Source organism: Nocardioides okcheonensis (assembly GCF_020991065.1).
Taxonomy (GTDB): domain Bacteria; phylum Actinomycetota; class Actinomycetes; order Propionibacteriales; family Nocardioidaceae; genus Nocardioides; species Nocardioides okcheonensis.
This window is the reverse complement of sequence record NZ_CP087710.1, coordinates 473,729-490,264: the sequence shown is the minus strand read 5'-3', so window position 1 is coordinate 490,264 and position 16,536 is coordinate 473,729. Positions and strand designations below refer to the sequence as shown.

Sequence of the window (16,536 nt, the reverse complement as noted above, 5' to 3'; positions counted from 1 at the left end):
GCGCCGATCGTAACCAGCACCCGTCACATCTCCTCGTGGGTGTCGGGGTCGCCGCCGAAGAGCCGGCCGTCGTCCTCGGCCAGCGCGCCGATCGCGGCGACCTCGGCGTCGGTGAGCTCGAAGCCGAAGACGTCGAGGTTCTGGCGCTGGCGCGCGGGGTCGGCCGACTTCGGGATCGGCAGCGTGCCGAGCTGCACGTGCCAGCGCAGGATGACCTGACCGGGCGCCACCCCGTGCGCCTGCGCTGCGGAGGTGACGGCGTCCTCGTCGAGGGGCGCGCGCCGCTTGCCCATCGGGCTCCACGCCTCGGTGACGATGCCGAGCCGGGCGTGCACCTCGCGCATGGGCTCCTGCGGGAACCGCGGGTGCAGCTCGACCTGGTTGACCGCCGGGACCACGCCGGTGTCGTCGATGATCCGGGAGAGGTGCTCCTCGGTGAAGTTCGAGACGCCGATCGAGCGGACCAGCCCGTCGCGCTGCAGCTGCACCAGGGCCCGCCAGGCCTCGACGTACTTCCCCTGGCTCGGGTTGGGCCAGTGGATGAGGTGGAGGTCGGTGCGCTCGACGCCGAGTCGCTCGAGCGAGCCGCGCACCGAAGCGATCGCGTCGTCGTAGGCGTGGTGGCGCCCGGGGATCTTGCTCGCGACCACGACCTCGTCGCGGGGGAGGCCGGAGCGGCGCAGCGCCTCCCCGACCTCCACCTCGTTCTCGTAGTTCACCGCCGTGTCGAGCATCCGGTAGCCGGCCTCGAGGGCCCCGACCAGCGCAGCGGTGCCGTCCTCGCCGGTCAGGGGATAGGTGCCGAAGCCGATCGCGGGGAGGGTGGTGCCGTCGTTGAGCTCGTGGACTGGGGTGTGGGCCATGCGTCCAACCTAGGCGAGCGGCGTCCGGGCAGGGCGAGCAGCGCTCCCACGGCCCCGACCAGGCAGAGCACCCCGATGACGGTGCAGCCGACGGCGAGGCCGTCCATGAACGCCGTCGCGAGCGCGTCCTGCACCGCCGGGGCGCGGTCGCCGATGGCCGACGCCACCGCGACGCCGTCCTGGGCGGCCGCGAGCTGCTCGGGTGGCAGGCTGCCGGTCAGCAGCTCGGCGAGCCGGTCGGCGTACACGCTGGAGAACACGGACCCGATGACGGCGACGCCGAGGGTGCCGCCGAGCTCGCGGGTGGCGTCGTTGACCGCCGAGCCGACGCCGGCGCGCGCCGGCGGCAGCACCTGCAGGATCGACTCGGTCGCCGGCGTGCTGACCAGGCCGAGGCCGACGCCCATGAGCACCATCTGCGGCACGATCACCGTGGCGTAGTCGACGTCGACGCCGCTGCGCGAGATCCACAGGAACGAGCCGCCGAGCAGGGCCAGGCCGGTCGTCACGACCGCCCTGGTGCCGAGCCGCGGCCCGAGCAGGCCGCCGAGGACGGACGCCACGGCGATGGCGAGCGCGACCGGGATGGTGCGCGCGCCGGCGCCGAGCGGGGAGTAGTCGCGGACGAACTGGAAGTACTGCGTGATCAGGAAGATGAAGCCGAACAGGGCGAAGAAGGCGACCGTCACCGCGCCGGAGGCCGCGCTGAACCGCGGGTCCGCGAAGAGCGTGACGTCGAGCATCGGGTGCTCGGCGCGGCGCTCGAGGCGTACGAACAGCGCGACCAGCGCCAGCGCTCCGGCGAAGCCCGCGAGCGTGGCGGCGCTGGACCAGCCACGGTCCGGGCCCTCGATGATCGTGTGGGTGAGCAGGCCGAGCGCGGCGACGGACACCGCCAGGCCCGGCAGGTCGAGCCGCGGCACCGACGGGTCGCGGGACTCGGGCACGAAGGCGAGGGTCATCGCGGTCGCCACCAGCGCGACGGGGACGAGCGCCCAGAACACGGAGTGCCAGCTGAAGTGCTCGAGCAGCCAGCCGCCGCTCACCGGGCCGAGGGCGACGCCGAGGCCGGTGCTCGCGCCCCAGGCGCCGAGGGCGGCGGCGCGCTCGCGGCGGTCGGTGAAGGTGTTGGCGATGATCGACAGCGTGGTCGGGAAGATCAGGGCCGCGCACACGCCCATCGCGAAGCGCAGCGCCACGAGCTGGCCGGCGGTCGAGGCGAGGGCCGCGACGCCGGTGGCGGTCGCGAACCCCAGCAGGCCCAGCACGAGCGCCGGCCGTCGGCCGAAACGGTCGGACAGGCTCCCCATCGCGAGCACGAGGGCGGCGAACGCGAGGTTGTAGCCGTCGACGATCCACAGCAGCTCGCGGGTGCCGGCGTCGAGGGAGGTGGCGAGCTCGGGGAGCGCGACGTTCACGATCGTGGTGTCGAGGTTGATGCTCAGGGTGGCCAGGCAGACGGTGACGAGCACGAGTGGCCGGTGAACGGATCGGGACATGGGTTCCTCGCAGTGGTGTTGTCGGTGTCAACATCGATCATGAGCCGCGGGTGTTACCGCTGTCAACATCCAGTCCGGGTGGGCTAGCCTCTGCCCGTGACCACCGCGCGCTACCACCACGGCAACCTGCGAGCCGCCCTCGTCGAGGCCGGGGTGGCGGCCGTCCGGGAGTCCGGTCCGGACGGGGTCGCGCTGCGTGACCTGGCGCGTCGGGTGGGGGTCAGCCACAACGCCGCCTACCGGCACTTCGCCGACCGCGACGAGCTGATGGGGGAGATCGCGGGAGCCGGCATGGCGGCCCTCGGCGAGGAGGGGCGCGAGCGCCTGGCGGGCGTGGGGGAGACGGACCCGGTGCTGCGGGCGCGGCTGCGGCTGCGCGAGCTGGGCCGGGGCTACGTCGCCTTCGCCCGCCGCGAGCGCGGGCTGTTCCGTGTCGCCTTCGCCGACCACCCGTCGCTCGAGGGCACGCAGGCGATGGACGTCGAGGCGGAGGCGGCGTCGGGGGAGAGCCCGTTCGGCCAGCTGGTGGCGTGCCTCGACGAGATGGAGGCGGCGGGCTTCCTGGCGTCGTCGGCGCGGCCCGGCGCGGAGTACACCTGCTGGGCGGCGGTCCACGGCCTGGCCATGCTGCTGCTCGAGGGGCCGCTCCAGAGGCTGCCGGACGACGCGGCCGCGTCGATCGTCGAGGAGGTCCTGTCGAGCCTGGACCGCGGGCTCGGGGCGACCACCGGACCGCACCCGCCGCTCGGCTGACGTCAGCCGGTCTCGAGTCGCAGCTCCTGGGCGTCGATCATCTGTGAGGCCCGGCGCAGCGCGTCGGTGCTGTAGGCGCCGATGGCCTGCTCCTCGTGGAGCGCGTCGCGCATCCGGGCGACGAACTCGCGGTGCAGCAGGACGCGCTGGGAGGCGTGGGACAGCGCCTCGGGGGAGTCGTCGCGCTGGTCGCGCGCCCGGCCCAGCCAGCCCAGCATCTCCTCGGCGACCGCGGGGTCGATCGGGCGCCCGTCGAGGACGATCGCGTCGGCCGGGCCGAGCGCCGCGACCGCCCGTGCGGTGATCCCGCCGAACAGGTCGCGGACCTCGTCGCGGTGGACGTCGGGGTCCGTCCCGGACACGCCGAGGCGGCGGATGACGTACGGCAGCGTGCCGCCGTAGAGCAGGAGCGAGACGACGGCGACCACGAAGGCGACGGTCACCAGCAGCGTCCGGTCCTCGACCTCGGTGCCGATGGTGAGGGCGGCGGCCAGCGTGACGACCCCTCGCATCCCGGCCCACGACAGCACGGCCCCGCCGCGGGCGGTCACGGGCTCGCTCTCCTGGTAGGCCACGTCCGCGCGGCCGCGCTCCACCCGGCGGCGGAACTGCCCCAGCCGCCGCTCGCCGCGGGGACCCGCGAGGCGCGGGCCGGGCCGGTCTGCCAGCGAGTCGACGCGGTCGCTGATCTGGTCGAGGCGCTCGCGGATCGCGTCGAGCCTCGGCTGCCGGCGTCGCTCGCTGAGGACCTGCACCCCGACGAACCCGACCCTCAGCACGAGCAGCAGCACGAGGATGACGGCCGAGACGACCGCCACCTGGCCGGGGGTGTTGTCGGAGTTGTCGAGGTCGCGCAGCAGGCCCTCGAGCTGGAGCCCCATCAGGAGGAACACTCCGTTCTCGACGAGGAACTGCAGGGTGAGCCAGTTGGTGCGCTCGGTGAGCCGCTCGCGGGCGCTGAAGCGTCGCGAGCCGTGGTGGCCGGTGACCAAGCCCGCCACGACGACGGCGACGACGCCCGACGCCTCCGCCTCCTCGGCGGGCAGGAAGGCGAGGAACGGGACGATGAAGCTGACGGCGGTCATGAGGACCGGGTCGGCGAGGCGCGCGCGCAGCCACACGGTGGCGTGCCCGACGACGTAGCCGATGACGAGCGCGAGCGCGACGGCGCGGACGAAGTCGAGGAGGGCGTCGGTGAGGCTGAAGCCGGCGGTCACGGCGAGCAGCGCCGTGCGGAGGACGACGAGGGCGGACGCGTCGTTGAGCAGGCTCTCGCCCTCGAGGACGGTCATCAGGCGGTGCGGGAGCCCGAGCCGCTTGCCGATCGCCGTGGCGGCCACCGCGTCGGTGGGGCTCACGACGGCCCCCAGCGCGACGCCGGCGGCGAACGAGACGCCGGGGACCAGCAGGTGCACCACCGCGCCGACGGCGAGCGCCGACACCACCACGAGGGTCACCGAGAGCCAGGTGATCATGCCGAAGCTGCGGCGCAGGTCGATGACGGGCACCTGGACCGCGGTGGCGTAGAGCAGCGGCGGCAGCGCACCGACCAGGATCCAGTCGGGCTCGAGAGCGAACTCCGGCGTACCGGGCACCAGGCTGAACACGATGCCGACGACCAGCAGCACCAGCGGCGTCGCGATCCCGGTGCGGCGCGACAGCACCGCGGCCACCACGACGGCCGTCAGCGCCGCGATGGCGAGGGTGAGCAGCTCCACGGAGGTCAGGGTAGGCGGGGGGCGGGGAGCGACACCGGTGTAGTTCGGGGGCAGGGTGATCGCTGCGCTATCTGACATAATGTCAGTTATCGGCGGTATCTCCACGCGGAATCCCCGGCTGACCGGGGATCGCTGAACATGTCAGGCCGTGCATGCCCTGACATGTTCAGCGAAAGCCTGACCGAACGCCGCTGTGACAACGCCGCTGTGACAACGCCGCTGTGACAACGCCGCTGTGACAACGCCGCTGTGACAACGCCGCTGTGGGAACGGATCGTGGAGCCGGCGAGTCACCTGGTGACTCCATGCCTCCCTGATGTCCGGAACTCCCCGGATATCCGGTGAGTTCCAGAGGATCGTGGAACCCCCGGGCCACCAGGTGGCACCAGGGCTCCACGATCACCGGAGTGACATAACGCGCACGCGGTCAGGCGAACTTGCCGTACTTCTTGTGCATCGCCTGCTTGCTGACGCCGAGCATGGTGCCGATCTCGGCCCAGCTGAAGCCGTGGATCCGGGCGCGGCGCACGGCGACGGCCTCGGCGGCGGCGAGCTCGTGCTTGGCTCGGGCGATGCGCATGAGCTCCTCGAGGGGGCTCTCCTCCCCCGGCTCCTCGGCGTCGACGGCAGTCCTCATGCGTCAACCATGATTGACGACCGGGAAGAAGTCAACCCTTGTTGACGGACTGGTCCTTGACGAGGTGCAGCAGCCACTGCGTGCCCCCGGTGTGGATGAGCGCGTAGCGGTGCACCCCGGACCGGCCGGAGAGGACGAACAGCAGGCGACGGTCGGAGCGGTCCTCGAGCGTCCAGGTCCCGGTGTCGGCGATGGTCTTGTGCTCGTCCTCGTACGCCACGTGGTCGAGCTCGTGGTCGTCGACGGCGACGGCGAGCCGGTCGTGCGCGGGGTCGTCCGGCAGCCCCTTGGGCACCGCCCAGCTGCGCAGCACGCCGTCCTCCTCGAGCCGCAGGTCGAAGTGCGGGCTCGGCCGGCGGTGGTCGTGCAGCACGAAGCGGGCCGGCACGGTCAGGCCTTCGGGCGCTCGTCGACGATCCGGCGCATCTTCCCGACGGACCGCTCGATCCCGAACGGCTCCACGACCTCCACGGCGACGCTCACGCCGATCATCCGCTTCACCAGGTCGGCGACGTGCCGGCCGGCGGCCTCACCGACCTCGGTGCCGACGTGCTCGCGGCGCTCGATCCGGACGGTGAGCGTGTCGAGGTTGCCCTCGCGGCGGCGTACGCACTGGAAGTGCGGGGTCAGCTCGGGAACGCCCAGCACCAGCTCCTCGATCTGGGTCGGGAACAGGTTGACCCCGCGCAGGATGATCATGTCGTCGGTGCGGCCGGTGATCTTCTCGACCCGGCGCATCGGGCGCATCGACCCCGGGAGCAGCCGGGTCAGGTCGCGCGTGCGGTAGCGCAGGACCGGCATCGCCTCCTTGGTGAGCGAGGTGAGCACGAGCTCGCCCTGCTCGCCGTCGGGCAGCACCTCGCCGGTCGTCGGGTCGATGATCTCGGGGTAGAAGTGGTCCTCCCAGACGTGCAGGCCGTCCTTGGTCTCCACGCACTCCTGGGCGACGCCGGGGCCGATGATCTCGGACAGCCCGTAGATGTCGACGGCGTGCATGTCGAGCCGCTCCTCGATGGCGCGGCGCATCTCGTCGGTCCACGGCTCGGCGCCGAAGATGCCCACCCGCAGCGAGCTCGCGCGCGGGTCGAGGCCCTGGCGCTCCATCTCGTCGACGATGTTGAGCATGTAGGACGGGGTCACCATGATCACCGCGGGCCGGAAGTCCTCGATCAGCTGCACCTGCCGCTCGGTCATCCCGCCGGAGACCGGCACGACGGTGCAGCCGAGCTTCTCCGCACCGGCGTGGGCGCCGAGGCCGCCGGTGAAGAGCCCGTAGCCGTAGGCGTTGTGGAGCACGTCTCCCGGTCGCCCGCCGGCGGCCCGGATCGAGCGGGCGACGACGGTCGCCCAGACGTCCAGGTCGGCGCGGGTGTAGCCCACCACGGTCGGCTTGCCGGTGGTGCCGGACGAGGCGTGCAGCCGCACCACCTCCTCGCGCGGCACCGCGAACATCCCGAACGGGTAGTTCTGCCGCAGCGTCTCCTTGGTGGTGAACGGCAGCCGCGCCAGGTCGGACAGCTCGCGGATCTCCCGCGGGTCGACTCCTGCGTCGTCGAGGGCGCTGCGGTAGTGGGCGACTTGGTCGTAGGCATGGCGCACCGACCAGCGCAGGCGGTCCAGCTGCACGCTGCGCAGCTCGTCGACGGAGACCTGCTCGATCGCGTCGAGCCGGTCGTCGGGTGGGATCGCTGCGGGCACGGACGTCCTCCTGCTCGGTTTCCTGACCTCCCGGTCAGCATGTCACCGATGCGCTCAGGCGGCATCCACCGGCGCGCGCACGGAGCGGAACGGCGAGACCGCCAGCGCGACGGCCACGAGCGCGAACACCACGACGGCCGCGGCGAGCAGCACGCGTACGCCGAGGGCGTCGGCGAGCAGCCCGGCGACCGGGGCGACGACCACGATGACGGCGCGGTTGGCCGAGCGCAGCGTCGTGTTGGTGCGGGCCTGGAGCTCGTCGGGCGTCACCAGCTGGCGATAGCTCATCTCGTGGGAGTTGCTCGCCCCCATGGCCAGCCCGAGGAGCGCCTGTCCCGCGGCCAGCACGGCGAACGCTCCCGTCGCGGAGCCGGCACCACCCGCGAGGAGCATCACCGCCACCCCGCAGGTCGTCACGACGTGGCAGGCGATGATCGTGCGGCCGGTGCCCAGCCGCCGGCCCACGGCCGTGGTGACGGCGGCGCCGGCCAGTGCGCCGACTCCCCCGGCGGCCCCGACCAGGCCGAACCGCGCCGCGGAGAGGTCGAGCGTGACGAGGGCGTACGGCGCGAGGACGACGCCGACGATCGCGCTGCCCACGAACCACCCGTGGGTGACGAGGGCGAGGGTCCGCAGTCCCGACGGCCCGTAGGCCCAGCGCACCCCCTCGACGACGTCCGCGAGGAGCCCCCGCACCGTGACGCCGGTCCGGGCCGGCGGCTCGTCGACGCTGATCCGGCGCAGGGTGAGCGCGGAGAAGACGTAGGTCAGCGCGTCGACGACGACCGTGAGCGGCGCACCGACGGCGCTCACCAGCACGCCGCCGAGCGCCGGGCCGGCCGTCGACGACACCGCGTCGGCGCCGTCGATGCGTGCGTGGGCGCGCTGCAGGTCGGCGCCGTCGACCAGGCGCGGCAGGAACGACATCGACGCCGCCATGTTGACCACGGCGGCGGTGCCGTAGGCCACGACGACCACGAGCAGCACCGGCAGCGTCAGCGCGCCGAGCCACCACAGCAGCGGGATCGTGAGCAGCAGGACGGCCTGCAGGAGGTCCGTGCCGACCATCAGCGGGAGCCGGCGACGGCCGTCGACGAGCGCTCCGACGAGCAGCCCGACGACGAGGTAGGGCAGCCAGCGCGCGGCGTTGAGCCAGCCCACGTCGCCGGCCGTGCCGTCGAGCGTGAGCAGGACGAGCGCCTGCAGGGCGAGGAGCGTGACGTAGGTGCCCATGCCGGACACGGCGTCGGCCCGCCAGTAGCGCGCGAAGTCGGCAGAGATCACCCGAGCCGACGCACCTGGTAGGTCCCGGTCGTGGTGGCGACCACCTCGCCGTCCGCGTCGGTGAGGGTCGCCTCCAGCACGAACTCCCCCTTGCCGGTCGCCAGCGCGTCGCGACGCACCCGCTCGGCCTCCGCCGGCGACAGGGAGGCCTCGGCCCGCACGACGCCCAGCGCCGGACGTCGGAACCGGATCGTCGACTCCTTGACCAGTGGGACGCACCCGGCGAGCTCGCCCTCGAGGTCGAACGTCGCCAGCGCGAGGACCCCTCCGAGCATCTCGGCGACGCTGTAGAGCGAGCCGGCGTAGGCGACGCCGAAGTGGTTGCGGTTGGGCTCCGCCGGGAGCTCCGCGACCGCGTGCCCGGGAGCGACCTCGACGAGCCGCACACCCATCGCGTCGAGGATCGGGACGGAGGAGACGGACGCGGCCCGCACCGCCGCTGCTTCCTCCACCCTCCACGTATAGGCCATCGGGGGGCTTGCCGCAAGGCGCTCCGAGTGCTCAGCGACCGGCGTCCGAGCGCGTGAAGGCGCTGGCGTAGGACGTGGTGCCGACGGCGATGGAGTACTCCTCGTAGTAGTCGGCGATCCCGTTGCGCTGGGCCGCGCGGTGGCGCGGGTGGTCGCGCCACCCGCGGTGGCTCTCCTCGTCGGCGAAGGTCACGATGGTCGCCCGCTCGCCGTCGTCGGCGACGAACGTCTTGGTCTCGACGAACCCGGGCATCGACCGGGCCAGGTCGGCGACCACCTCGAGCTCGGCGGCGTAGGCCTCACGGGCCGGCTCGCGCAGCCGGTTGCGGAAGACCGTGACGACCTGTCCGGCGTGGGGTCGGGGACGGTCGGCGCTCACCGGCCGAGTGTCGCACGCAGGGCCGACACGTCCTCCGGACCGACGCGGCAGCACCCGCCGACCAGCCGTGCCCCGTCCGCGACCCACGACGCCACGTCCGAGGGGTCGAACGCCGACTCCCCCGTCCACGCGCGGGCCCCGGCGTCCCAGCCCTGGCCCGAGTTGGGGTAGACGACCGCCGGGCCGCCGGCCCCGGCGAGCGCGACCGCCGCGGTGGCGTCGGCCGGGGTGGTGCAGTTGACCCCCACGGCGAGCACCTCGGCGACGTCGGCGGCCATCGCGAACGCCTCGGCCAGCGGCTCGCCGGCCCGGGTCCGGGTGCCGTCGGCCGACAGCGACAGCCACGCCGGGACGCCGCTGCCGTCGAGCTCGGCCAGGACCGCCTCGACCTCGGCCAGGCACGGGACCGTCTCCACCGCCAGCACGTCGGCCCCCTCCCCCACGGTCGAGGCCAGCACCTCGAGGCGCGGTCGGTGGAACGCGCGCAGGCCGGCCACGTCGAGGGCGTAGTCGCCGCGGTACTCCGAGCCGTCGGCGAGCACGGCGCCGTACGGCCCGACGGACGCGGCGACCCACCCCCCGGGCGCGACGGCGTCCCGCGCGGCCGCCGCGAGCGCGACGCTGCGGCGCAGCAGCCGGGTGACCTCGTCGGCGTCGACGCCGTCGGACCCGAAGCCCTCGTAGGACACCTGGTAGGACGCGGTGGTCGCCACCTCGGCGCCCGACTCGAAGAACTCCCGGTGGGCCGCCTCGACCGCTGCGGGGTCGTCGCGCAGGAGGCGCGCCGACCACAGGTGGGACGACAGGTCGTGGCCGTGCCGCTCGAGGAGTGTGGCCAGCCCGCCGTCGAGGACGACGGGCCGCTCGGCGACGGCTTCGCGGAGCGTCGGACGGGGTGCGGGGCTCATGCCCACCATGCTCGCAGCCCGCGCCGACGCTCGTTCAGGTCGTCCGCGACCCGACCAGGTGCAACCGGCGCGGTGCGACGGTCGCGGGAGGCGGCAGCACCAGACCGTGCCGCCCGGGGCTGAACCGTCCGGCCACCCGGGCCGGGTGGGCCCCGGTGGAGACCGGCACCCCGTGCCAGCCGAGGAAGCCGAGCAGGCACCACAACACCGCCTCCTTGCCGTCGGCGGGCAGCCCGTGGGCCTCGCTGCGGACCAGCGGCACGTCGCCCAGGCGTCGCTGGAGCGCCGCCACCAGGACGGGGTTGGCCACGCCCCCGCCCGAGGCGACCACCTCGACCGGGTGGGCCGGCAGGACCGCGTCGGCGACGGTCGCCGCGGTCAGCTCGACCAGGGTCGTCTGCACGTCGGCCCACGGCTCGCCGTCGAGCTGGGCGTCGAGCCACGCCGCGGAGAAGACCTCGCGCCCCGTCGAGGTGCCGGCGCCGGGCTGCAGGTGGGGGTGGTGCAGCAGCCGTTGCAGGAGGGCCTCGTCGACGGTGCCGGACGCGGCCAGCGCGCCGTCGCGGTCGTAGGGCGCGCCCGTGACGCGCTCGGCCACGACGTCGAGCAGGCAGTTGGCGGGGCCGGTGTCGCGGGCGGTCGCGCCGTCCGGACCGACGACCGTGACGTTGGCGATGCCGCCGAGGTTGAGGGCTGCGCGGGTCTCCGCACCGGCCAGCCAGAGCGCGTCGAGCACGACCGCGAGGGGCGCTCCGTGGCCGCCGGCCGCGACGTCCGCCGTCCGCAGGTCGCTGACGACGGGGAGCCCGGTCGCCTCGGCCACCCAGGCCGGCTGCCCGAGCTGGAGGGTCGTCAGGCACCGCTCCCCCACGACCTCGTGGTGGACGGTCTGGCCCGGCGACACGACCAGCTCCGGCCGGACCGAGGCGTGCGCGCACGCCTCCCGCGCGACGTCGGCGACGGCCCGCCCGACTGCCACGTCGAGCAGCGCGAGGTCGCGTGCGGTCGTCGTCGCCGGCGGCAGGACCTCGAGCACCTGCTCGCGGACGCCGTCGGGCCACGGGGCCGTGCCGGTCGAGAGGACCTCGGCGCGCACCGCGTCGTCGTCGACCGACACGTCGACCAGCCCGACGTCGAGGCCGTCCGCCGAGGTGCCCGAGGCGACGGAGAGGACGATCACGACGAGGTCCGGGCCAGCGTCCGCGCGAGCTCGACCGCGACGCGTGCCCGGCCCGCTCCCTCCTCCAGCAGCCGGTCGGCCTCGTCGGCGCCGACGCCCGCCAGCACGGCGACGAGCGCGGTCTTGGTGCGCCAGCCGGACGCCTCGAGGGCGGCCAGCGCGGCGTCGTCGTCGGCGCCGGTGGCCTCCCGCACGATCCGCCGTGCGCGGCGGCGGAGCTTCTCGTTGGACGCCGCGACGTCGACCATCCACGCGCCGTAGGCGTGGCCCGCGCCGACCATCGCGCCGGTGGAGACGACGTTCAGCACGATCTTCTGCGCGGTGCCGGCCTTGAGGCGGGTGGAGCCGCCGAGGACCTCGGGGCCGGTGAGCACCTCGACGGCCACGTCGGCCGCGGCGGCCACCGGGCTGTGCGGGTTGTTGACCACCGCGACGGTGGCCGCGCCGGCGGCACGGGCGTGCTCGAGCGCGGCGAGGACGTACGGCGTGCGCCCCGAGGCGGTGATGCCGACGACCAGGTCCCGGTCGGTCAGCCCGCGGGCGTCGAGGTCGGCGGCCGCGGCACCGCGGTCGTCCTCGGCGCCCTCGATCGCCTGGGTCGCGGCGCCCTCGCCGCCGGCGGTGAGGGCGACGACCTGCTCGGGCGAGACGCCGAAGGTGGGCGGGCACTCCGCGGCGTCGACGGCGGCGAGCCGGCCCGGGGTGCCGGCGCCGACGTAGAGCAGGCGGCCCCCGGAGGTGATCGCGGTGCGCGCGAGGTCGACGGCCCGGGCGAGGGCGGGCGCGGCGGCCGCCAGCGCGGCGGGCACGGTGGCCTCTGCCTCGAGCAGCACGTCGACGAGACGTCCGGCGTCGTAGGTGTCGAGGTCCGCGAGGTCGGGCCGGCTCTGCTCGGTGGCGAGCACGTCGACGTCGTCGACCGAGGAGGTCCTCGGGGCCACGACGCGGACCGGTCCGGAGCGCACGACGGCGTCCTCGTGCGGCAGGTCGTCGAGCTGGGCGAGCAGCAGCGCGCCCGCGGCCGGGTCGCCCGCCGCGCCGACGAGGTGCACGTCGGCGGGCCAGGTCGGGTGCGCGGCCGATGCCAGGCCGCCGACGAGCGCGAGCTCGGGCACCCCGGCCGCCCGGACGGCGCTGGTGCCGAGCGCCACCCAGCACGCGAGGGCACGGTCGAGGACGTCGGTGGCGACCTCGTCGCCCGCGGCCGCTGCCGCGACGACGTCGGGGGCGAAGGTCGCGGTCGTGCGTGCGGTGCTGCCCGCCGCGGCGAGGGTGCCGGGCAGTCGGCGCAGCTCGCCGAAGCGCGCGGTGGCGGCAGCGGTGAGCGCGGTGCCCGGGCCGCGACCCTCGGCGTGGAGCAGGACGGCGCGCAGGCCCTCGCGGCCGATCCACGCTCCGCTGCCGTCGTCGCCGAGCCACGGGCCCCACCCGTCGACCTGCGTGCGGTGGCCGTGGGCGTCGACGGCGAGCGCGACGACCCCGGTGCCGAGGGCCAGGACGGCGCCGGGCCGGCCGCCGAGCGCGCCGACGTGGGCGGCGACCGAGTCGGACGTGACCGCGGTCCGCGCGCCCGGGAACGCCTCGGCGAGCGCGCCGCAGAGCTCCCGGGCCGCGGCGGGAGCGGCCTCCGCCCCGGCGGCGCCGACGGCGACCGACTGCACCGCGGCGCGGTCCGGCAGCTCGTCGAGCACGGCGCGGACCGCTCGCAGCGCGGCCTCGACGCCGCCGTGCTCCGCGAGCCCGGGGGCGCCGAGCCCGGTCGCCTCGACACCTCCGTCGGAGCGGGCGCGGCAGCCGGTCTTCCCGAGGTCGACCCCGACGATCACATGTCCTCCTGCGTGGGCGTGGTGTGCGCTGCGGAGAGCGCGTGGTGCACCGCGACGGCCGCGGCGCGGCCGCCGGCGTGCGTGGTGAGCTGGTGGGTGGCCGGCGGGCGGTGCGGGTCGTCCGGGCCGAGGTGGACCACGAGCGCGTCGGGTCGTGCGGCCAGGACGGCCTCGACCACGGCGCGGCTGCGCGGGCCGCTGCGTCCCTCGACGGCGACGGCCGGTCGTGCCCGGTGCTCGCGCAGGACTCAGCGGGCGTCGTCGGCGTCGTCGACCGGCACGACGTTCGCCAGCTGCCGGGCGAGCTGCGAGGGCCGCGTGCCGGCGGCGTACGCCGTCTCGCTGGGGGCGAGCAGCACGGGAGCGTCGCCGGCCAGGACGGTGTCGCCGCGTCGGGTGAGGGCGCGTCCCGCCGCCCCGGCGCCCAGCGCGAGCGCCCGGGCGTCGGACGGGGCGTCGGTGCCGGCGTCGCCGGAGCCGGGCGGGCGGAGCGCGGCCACCCGGGCGGCGGCCTCCTCCAGCCGGGCGCCCGGGACGTCCCGGGCGATCGCGTCGACCAGCTCGCGGGCGGCGGCCTCGTCGTCGTAGCGCTCGGGGAAGACGGGGTTGCCGACGCAGACCAGGTCGACGCCGGCCCGCAGCGCGGCGACCGCTCCCCCGGCACGCCCGACGCGTGCGCTGAGCGCCTTCATGTCGATCGCGTCGGTCATCACGACGCCGTCGAAGCCGAGCTCGTCGCGCAGCAGGCCGAGCACCCGCGACGACGTGGTCGACGGCTGGTCGTCGAGCGCGCGGACGACGACGTGGGCGGTCATCACGCAGTCGACACCGGCCTCGACCGCGGCGGCGAACGGCGCGAGGTCCCGTTGCCGCCAGGTGTCGGCGTCGACGTCGAGCTCGGGCAGCGTGAGGTGGGAGTCGGTGCGGGTGGCGCCGTGGCCGGGGAAGTGCTTGGCGCACGCCGCCGCTCCCCCGGCGTGCAGACCGCGCACGAAAGCGGCGGCGTGGCGGGCGACCAGAGCGGGGTCGGCGCCGAAGGAGCGCTCCCCGATCACCGGGTTGTCGGGCTCGGAGGCGACGTCGGCCACCGGCCCGAGGACGACGTCGACGCCGAGGGCGCGGGCGCGCGCCCCGAGGCCGCGGGCCACCGCCTCGGTGACGGCCAGGTCGTCGAGCGCGCCCAGGGCCGCGTGGCCGGGCCACGGCGAGCCCTCGCCCACGTCGAGGCGAGTGACGGTGCCGCCCTCCTCGTCGGAGGTGACCAGCACGCCGGGGCGTACGCCGTGCAGGCGGTCGGTGAGCGCCCGCACCTGGTCGGGGTCCGCGACGTTCTGGCCGAACAGGCACACCCCGGCGAGGCCGTCGTCGAGCAGGTCGAGCAGCCACGGCGGGGCGGTGGTGCCGTCGAAGCCGGGCAGGAGGACGGCGGCGGCCAGCCGGCGCAGGGCCGGGTCGACGCTCATCCCTTCACCGCCCCGGCGACCATGCCCTCGGAGAGGCGCTTCTGGACGACGATGAAGAAGATCATCACCGGCACCGTGATGAGGGTGGACCCGGCCATCACGGAGCCCCAGTCGGTCCCGTACTGGGTGAAGAACTGGCGCAGGCCGGCGGCGACGGTGAACTTGTCCTCGTCGTCGAGGAAGGTGATCGCGAAGACGAACTCGTTCCACGCGGTGATGAAGGAGAACACGCTGGTGGCGACCAGGCCGGGCCCGACCAGCGGGAACAGCACCGACCAGAACATCCGTGGCCACGAGGCGCCGTCGAGGTAGGCCGCCTCCTCGAGCTCCGGCGGTACGGCGGCGACGAAGCCGCGCAGCATCCAGATCGCGAAGGGCAGCGAGAAGGCGACGTAGACGACCATCAGCGCGATCAGGCTGTTGAGCTGGCCGAGCGAGCTGACCTGGATGAACAGCGGGATGACCAGCGCCTCGAGCGGCACCATCTGCACGACCAGGACGAGCACCAGCACGGTCGTGCGCAGCCGGAACCGGAACCGCGCCACCGCGACCGCGGCGAGCAGGGCGAGCAGCCCGCTGACCAGGACGGTGCCGAGCCCGACGGCGAGCGAGTTGAGCAGGTAGCGCCCGAAGCCGCCCTCGCCGAGCACGAAGGAGAAGTTCGCGAACGACAGGTCGCTCGGCAGCAGCGCCCGCGATCCGTCGTTGGCGCGGCCGTCGAAGGCGGTCGAGACCATGACCAGCACCGGGAAGATGCTGAAGGTCAGCACCACCGCGAAGCCGAGGCCCTCGGCGAGCCGGGTCGCCGGGCGCTTGCGGACCTTGGGCGGACGCCCGGTCGTGACCGGCGCGGCGCCGGTCGTGGTGAGGGTGCTCATCAGAGCTCCTTCTGCTTGAAGAGCGTGCGCAGGTAGACGCTGGTGACGGCGAGCAGCAGCAGGGTGAGGACGACGGCCACCGCGGCGCCGTAGCCGAAGCGGTTCTGCGAGATGCCCTCGAGGTAGGACCACGTGCCGAGGTTGAGCAGGTCGCGGTCGGTGCCCGAGCCGCCGGGCATGAGGTAGATCTGGGTGAAGACCTTGAAGTCCCAGATCGTCGAGAGGACGACGACCACGGCGAAGATCGGCTTCATGATCGGGTAGGTGATGTGCCAGAACCGGCGCCAGGCCCCGGCCCCGTCGATGGCGGCCGACTCCAGCACCTCCTTCGGCACCGTGAGCAGCCCGGCGAGGACGGTGACGGCGACGAACGGGAACCCGTGGTGCACGACGTTGAGCGTCGCGATCGCGTAGAACGCGAGCCGGTCGGTGAACCAGTTGGTGGTGGCCGGGTCGGCGAGGCCGAGCGACGACAGCAGCCGCATCACCATGCCGTCGCTGGTGTCGAAGACGTAGACCCAGACGTAGGTGCCGCTCACCGCGGGCATCGCCCAGGCGGCCATGATCGCGGTGGTCAGCACGCCCCGCGCCCACGGCCCGAGGCGGACCAGCAGCAGCGCGACGAGCGTCCCGACGACGACCGTGAGCGCCACGCACACCGCGGCGAAGACCACGGTGTTGGGCAGCGCGGTCTGCCACAGCGTCGAGTTGGTGAGGATCTCGGCGAAGTTGTCGAACCCGGTCCAGTGGAAGCCGCCCTCGCGCAGCTCGCGGAGCCCGAAGTCCTGGACGGACAGGGAGAAGACCCACAGGAGCGGGTAGACCAGCAGGCCGCCCACGACGACCAGCGCGGGCGCCAGCAGCGCCCACGGCAGCCAGCCGGGGGTCAGCCCCCGGTGGCGCCGGGGAGGCGGGGTCGGCGCAGCCGGGGCGGGGTCCCGGTGCGCGGTGTCGTCGTGGACGACCTGCTGCGTGGTCAT

Annotated in this window: 17 protein-coding genes; 1 reads left to right on the top strand and 16 read right to left on the bottom strand. The window is 74.5% G+C overall.

Annotation, left to right across the window (positions count from 1 at the left end):
- Positions 1 to 23: 23 nt before the first annotated feature.
- Both LN652_RS02275 and LN652_RS02270 read right to left on the bottom strand, forming a co-directional pair.
- Positions 24 to 863 (bottom strand): aldo/keto reductase, encoded by an 840-nt coding sequence (locus LN652_RS02275; protein WP_230443093.1) that lies wholly within the window; start codon positions 861 to 863, stop codon positions 24 to 26.
- The gene (locus tag LN652_RS02270; RefSeq protein WP_230443092.1) at positions 788 to 2,362 is read right to left on the bottom strand and encodes an MFS transporter; all 1,575 of its coding nucleotides are present in this window, start codon (positions 2,360 to 2,362) and stop codon (positions 788 to 790) included. Before LN652_RS02270 ends, LN652_RS02275 begins: the two co-directional genes overlap by 76 nt.
- Positions 2,363 to 2,458: 96 nt before the next feature.
- On the opposite strand from LN652_RS02270, the gene LN652_RS02265 reads away from it, so the two are divergent.
- The gene (locus tag LN652_RS02265; RefSeq protein WP_230443091.1) at positions 2,459 to 3,115 is read left to right on the top strand and encodes a TetR/AcrR family transcriptional regulator; all 657 of its coding nucleotides are present in this window, start codon (positions 2,459 to 2,461) and stop codon (positions 3,113 to 3,115) included.
- A 2-nt stretch (positions 3,116 to 3,117) separates the two neighbouring features.
- Here the strand turns inward: LN652_RS02265 and LN652_RS02260 are convergent, their stop codons facing one another.
- The 14 genes from LN652_RS02260 to LN652_RS02195 all read right to left on the bottom strand — a co-directional run bounded on the left by LN652_RS02260 (position 3,118) and on the right by LN652_RS02195 (position 16,536).
- Entirely contained in the window at positions 3,118 to 4,833 is a 1,716-nt protein-coding gene (locus LN652_RS02260) for a cation:proton antiporter (RefSeq protein WP_230443090.1), read from the bottom strand.
- A 427-nt stretch (positions 4,834 to 5,260) separates the two neighbouring features.
- On the bottom strand, positions 5,261 to 5,470 hold the full coding sequence (locus LN652_RS02255; RefSeq protein WP_056907770.1) for a hypothetical protein: 210 nt from the start codon (positions 5,468 to 5,470) through the stop codon (positions 5,261 to 5,263).
- Between the two features lie 31 nt (positions 5,471 to 5,501).
- Positions 5,502 to 5,858 (bottom strand): DNA polymerase ligase N-terminal domain-containing protein, encoded by a 357-nt coding sequence (locus LN652_RS02250; protein ID WP_230443089.1) that lies wholly within the window; start codon positions 5,856 to 5,858, stop codon positions 5,502 to 5,504.
- Positions 5,859 to 5,860: 2 nt separating this feature from the next.
- The gene (gene paaK / locus LN652_RS02245) at positions 5,861 to 7,168 is read right to left on the bottom strand and encodes a phenylacetate--CoA ligase PaaK (RefSeq protein ID WP_230443088.1); all 1,308 of its coding nucleotides are present in this window, start codon (positions 7,166 to 7,168) and stop codon (positions 5,861 to 5,863) included.
- A gap of 54 nt (positions 7,169 to 7,222) precedes the next feature.
- A complete protein-coding gene (locus LN652_RS02240; protein WP_230443087.1) occupies positions 7,223 to 8,452 on the bottom strand; it encodes an MFS transporter in 1,230 nt (409 codons plus the stop codon).
- Entirely contained in the window at positions 8,449 to 8,904 is a 456-nt protein-coding gene (locus LN652_RS02235) for a PaaI family thioesterase (protein ID WP_230443086.1), read from the bottom strand. Before LN652_RS02235 ends, LN652_RS02240 begins: the two co-directional genes overlap by 4 nt.
- A gap of 49 nt (positions 8,905 to 8,953) precedes the next feature.
- Positions 8,954 to 9,301, bottom strand: coding sequence for an antibiotic biosynthesis monooxygenase family protein (locus LN652_RS02230; protein ID WP_230443085.1), 348 nt, complete (start codon positions 9,299 to 9,301; stop codon positions 8,954 to 8,956).
- Positions 9,298 to 10,209, bottom strand: coding sequence for a homocysteine S-methyltransferase (mmuM, locus tag LN652_RS02225; RefSeq protein ID WP_230443084.1), 912 nt, complete (start codon positions 10,207 to 10,209; stop codon positions 9,298 to 9,300). The genes LN652_RS02230 and mmuM overlap by 4 nt, the downstream gene beginning before the upstream one ends.
- Before the next feature lie 34 nt (positions 10,210 to 10,243).
- Complete coding sequence (locus tag LN652_RS02220) at positions 10,244 to 11,389, bottom strand: anhydro-N-acetylmuramic acid kinase (protein ID WP_230443083.1); 1,146 nt, start codon at positions 11,387 to 11,389, stop codon at positions 10,244 to 10,246.
- The gene (gene murQ, locus LN652_RS02215) at positions 11,386 to 13,215 is read right to left on the bottom strand and encodes an N-acetylmuramic acid 6-phosphate etherase (RefSeq protein WP_230443082.1); all 1,830 of its coding nucleotides are present in this window, start codon (positions 13,213 to 13,215) and stop codon (positions 11,386 to 11,388) included. Before murQ ends, LN652_RS02220 begins: the two co-directional genes overlap by 4 nt.
- Positions 13,212 to 13,394 carry a hypothetical protein gene (locus tag LN652_RS02210; protein WP_230443081.1) on the bottom strand — a complete coding sequence of 61 codons (183 nt, stop codon included), beginning with the start codon at positions 13,392 to 13,394 and terminating at the stop codon, positions 13,212 to 13,214. Before LN652_RS02210 ends, murQ begins: the two co-directional genes overlap by 4 nt.
- Before the next feature lie 69 nt (positions 13,395 to 13,463).
- Positions 13,464 to 14,678 (bottom strand): glycoside hydrolase family 3 protein, encoded by a 1,215-nt coding sequence (locus tag LN652_RS02205; RefSeq protein ID WP_230443080.1) that lies wholly within the window; start codon positions 14,676 to 14,678, stop codon positions 13,464 to 13,466.
- Complete coding sequence (locus tag LN652_RS02200) at positions 14,675 to 15,556, bottom strand: carbohydrate ABC transporter permease (protein ID WP_230443079.1); 882 nt, start codon at positions 15,554 to 15,556, stop codon at positions 14,675 to 14,677. Before LN652_RS02200 ends, LN652_RS02205 begins: the two co-directional genes overlap by 4 nt.
- Complete coding sequence (locus LN652_RS02195; RefSeq protein WP_230443078.1) at positions 15,556 to 16,536, bottom strand: carbohydrate ABC transporter permease; 981 nt, start codon at positions 16,534 to 16,536, stop codon at positions 15,556 to 15,558. The genes LN652_RS02200 and LN652_RS02195 overlap by 1 nt, the downstream gene beginning before the upstream one ends.

Excerpts from the sequence above, each read along its gene's own strand:
- LN652_RS02275 (WP_230443093.1), bottom strand. The coding sequence starts at position 863 with ATGGCCCACACCCCAGTCCACGAGCTCAACGACGGCACCACCCTCCCC.
- LN652_RS02270 (WP_230443092.1), bottom strand. The coding sequence starts at position 2,362 with ATGTCCCGATCCGTTCACCGGCCACTCGTGCTCGTCACCGTCTGCCTG.
- LN652_RS02255 (WP_056907770.1), bottom strand. The coding sequence starts at position 5,470 with ATGAGGACTGCCGTCGACGCCGAGGAGCCGGGGGAGGAGAGCCCCCTC.
- mmuM (WP_230443084.1), bottom strand. The coding sequence starts at position 10,209 with ATGAGCCCCGCACCCCGTCCGACGCTCCGCGAAGCCGTCGCCGAGCGG.
- LN652_RS02205 (WP_230443080.1), bottom strand. The coding sequence starts at position 14,678 with ATGAGCGTCGACCCGGCCCTGCGCCGGCTGGCCGCCGCCGTCCTCCTG.
- LN652_RS02200 (WP_230443079.1), bottom strand. The coding sequence starts at position 15,556 with ATGAGCACCCTCACCACGACCGGCGCCGCGCCGGTCACGACCGGGCGT.
- LN652_RS02195 (WP_230443078.1), bottom strand. The coding sequence starts at position 16,536 with ATGACCACGCAGCAGGTCGTCCACGACGACACCGCGCACCGGGACCCC.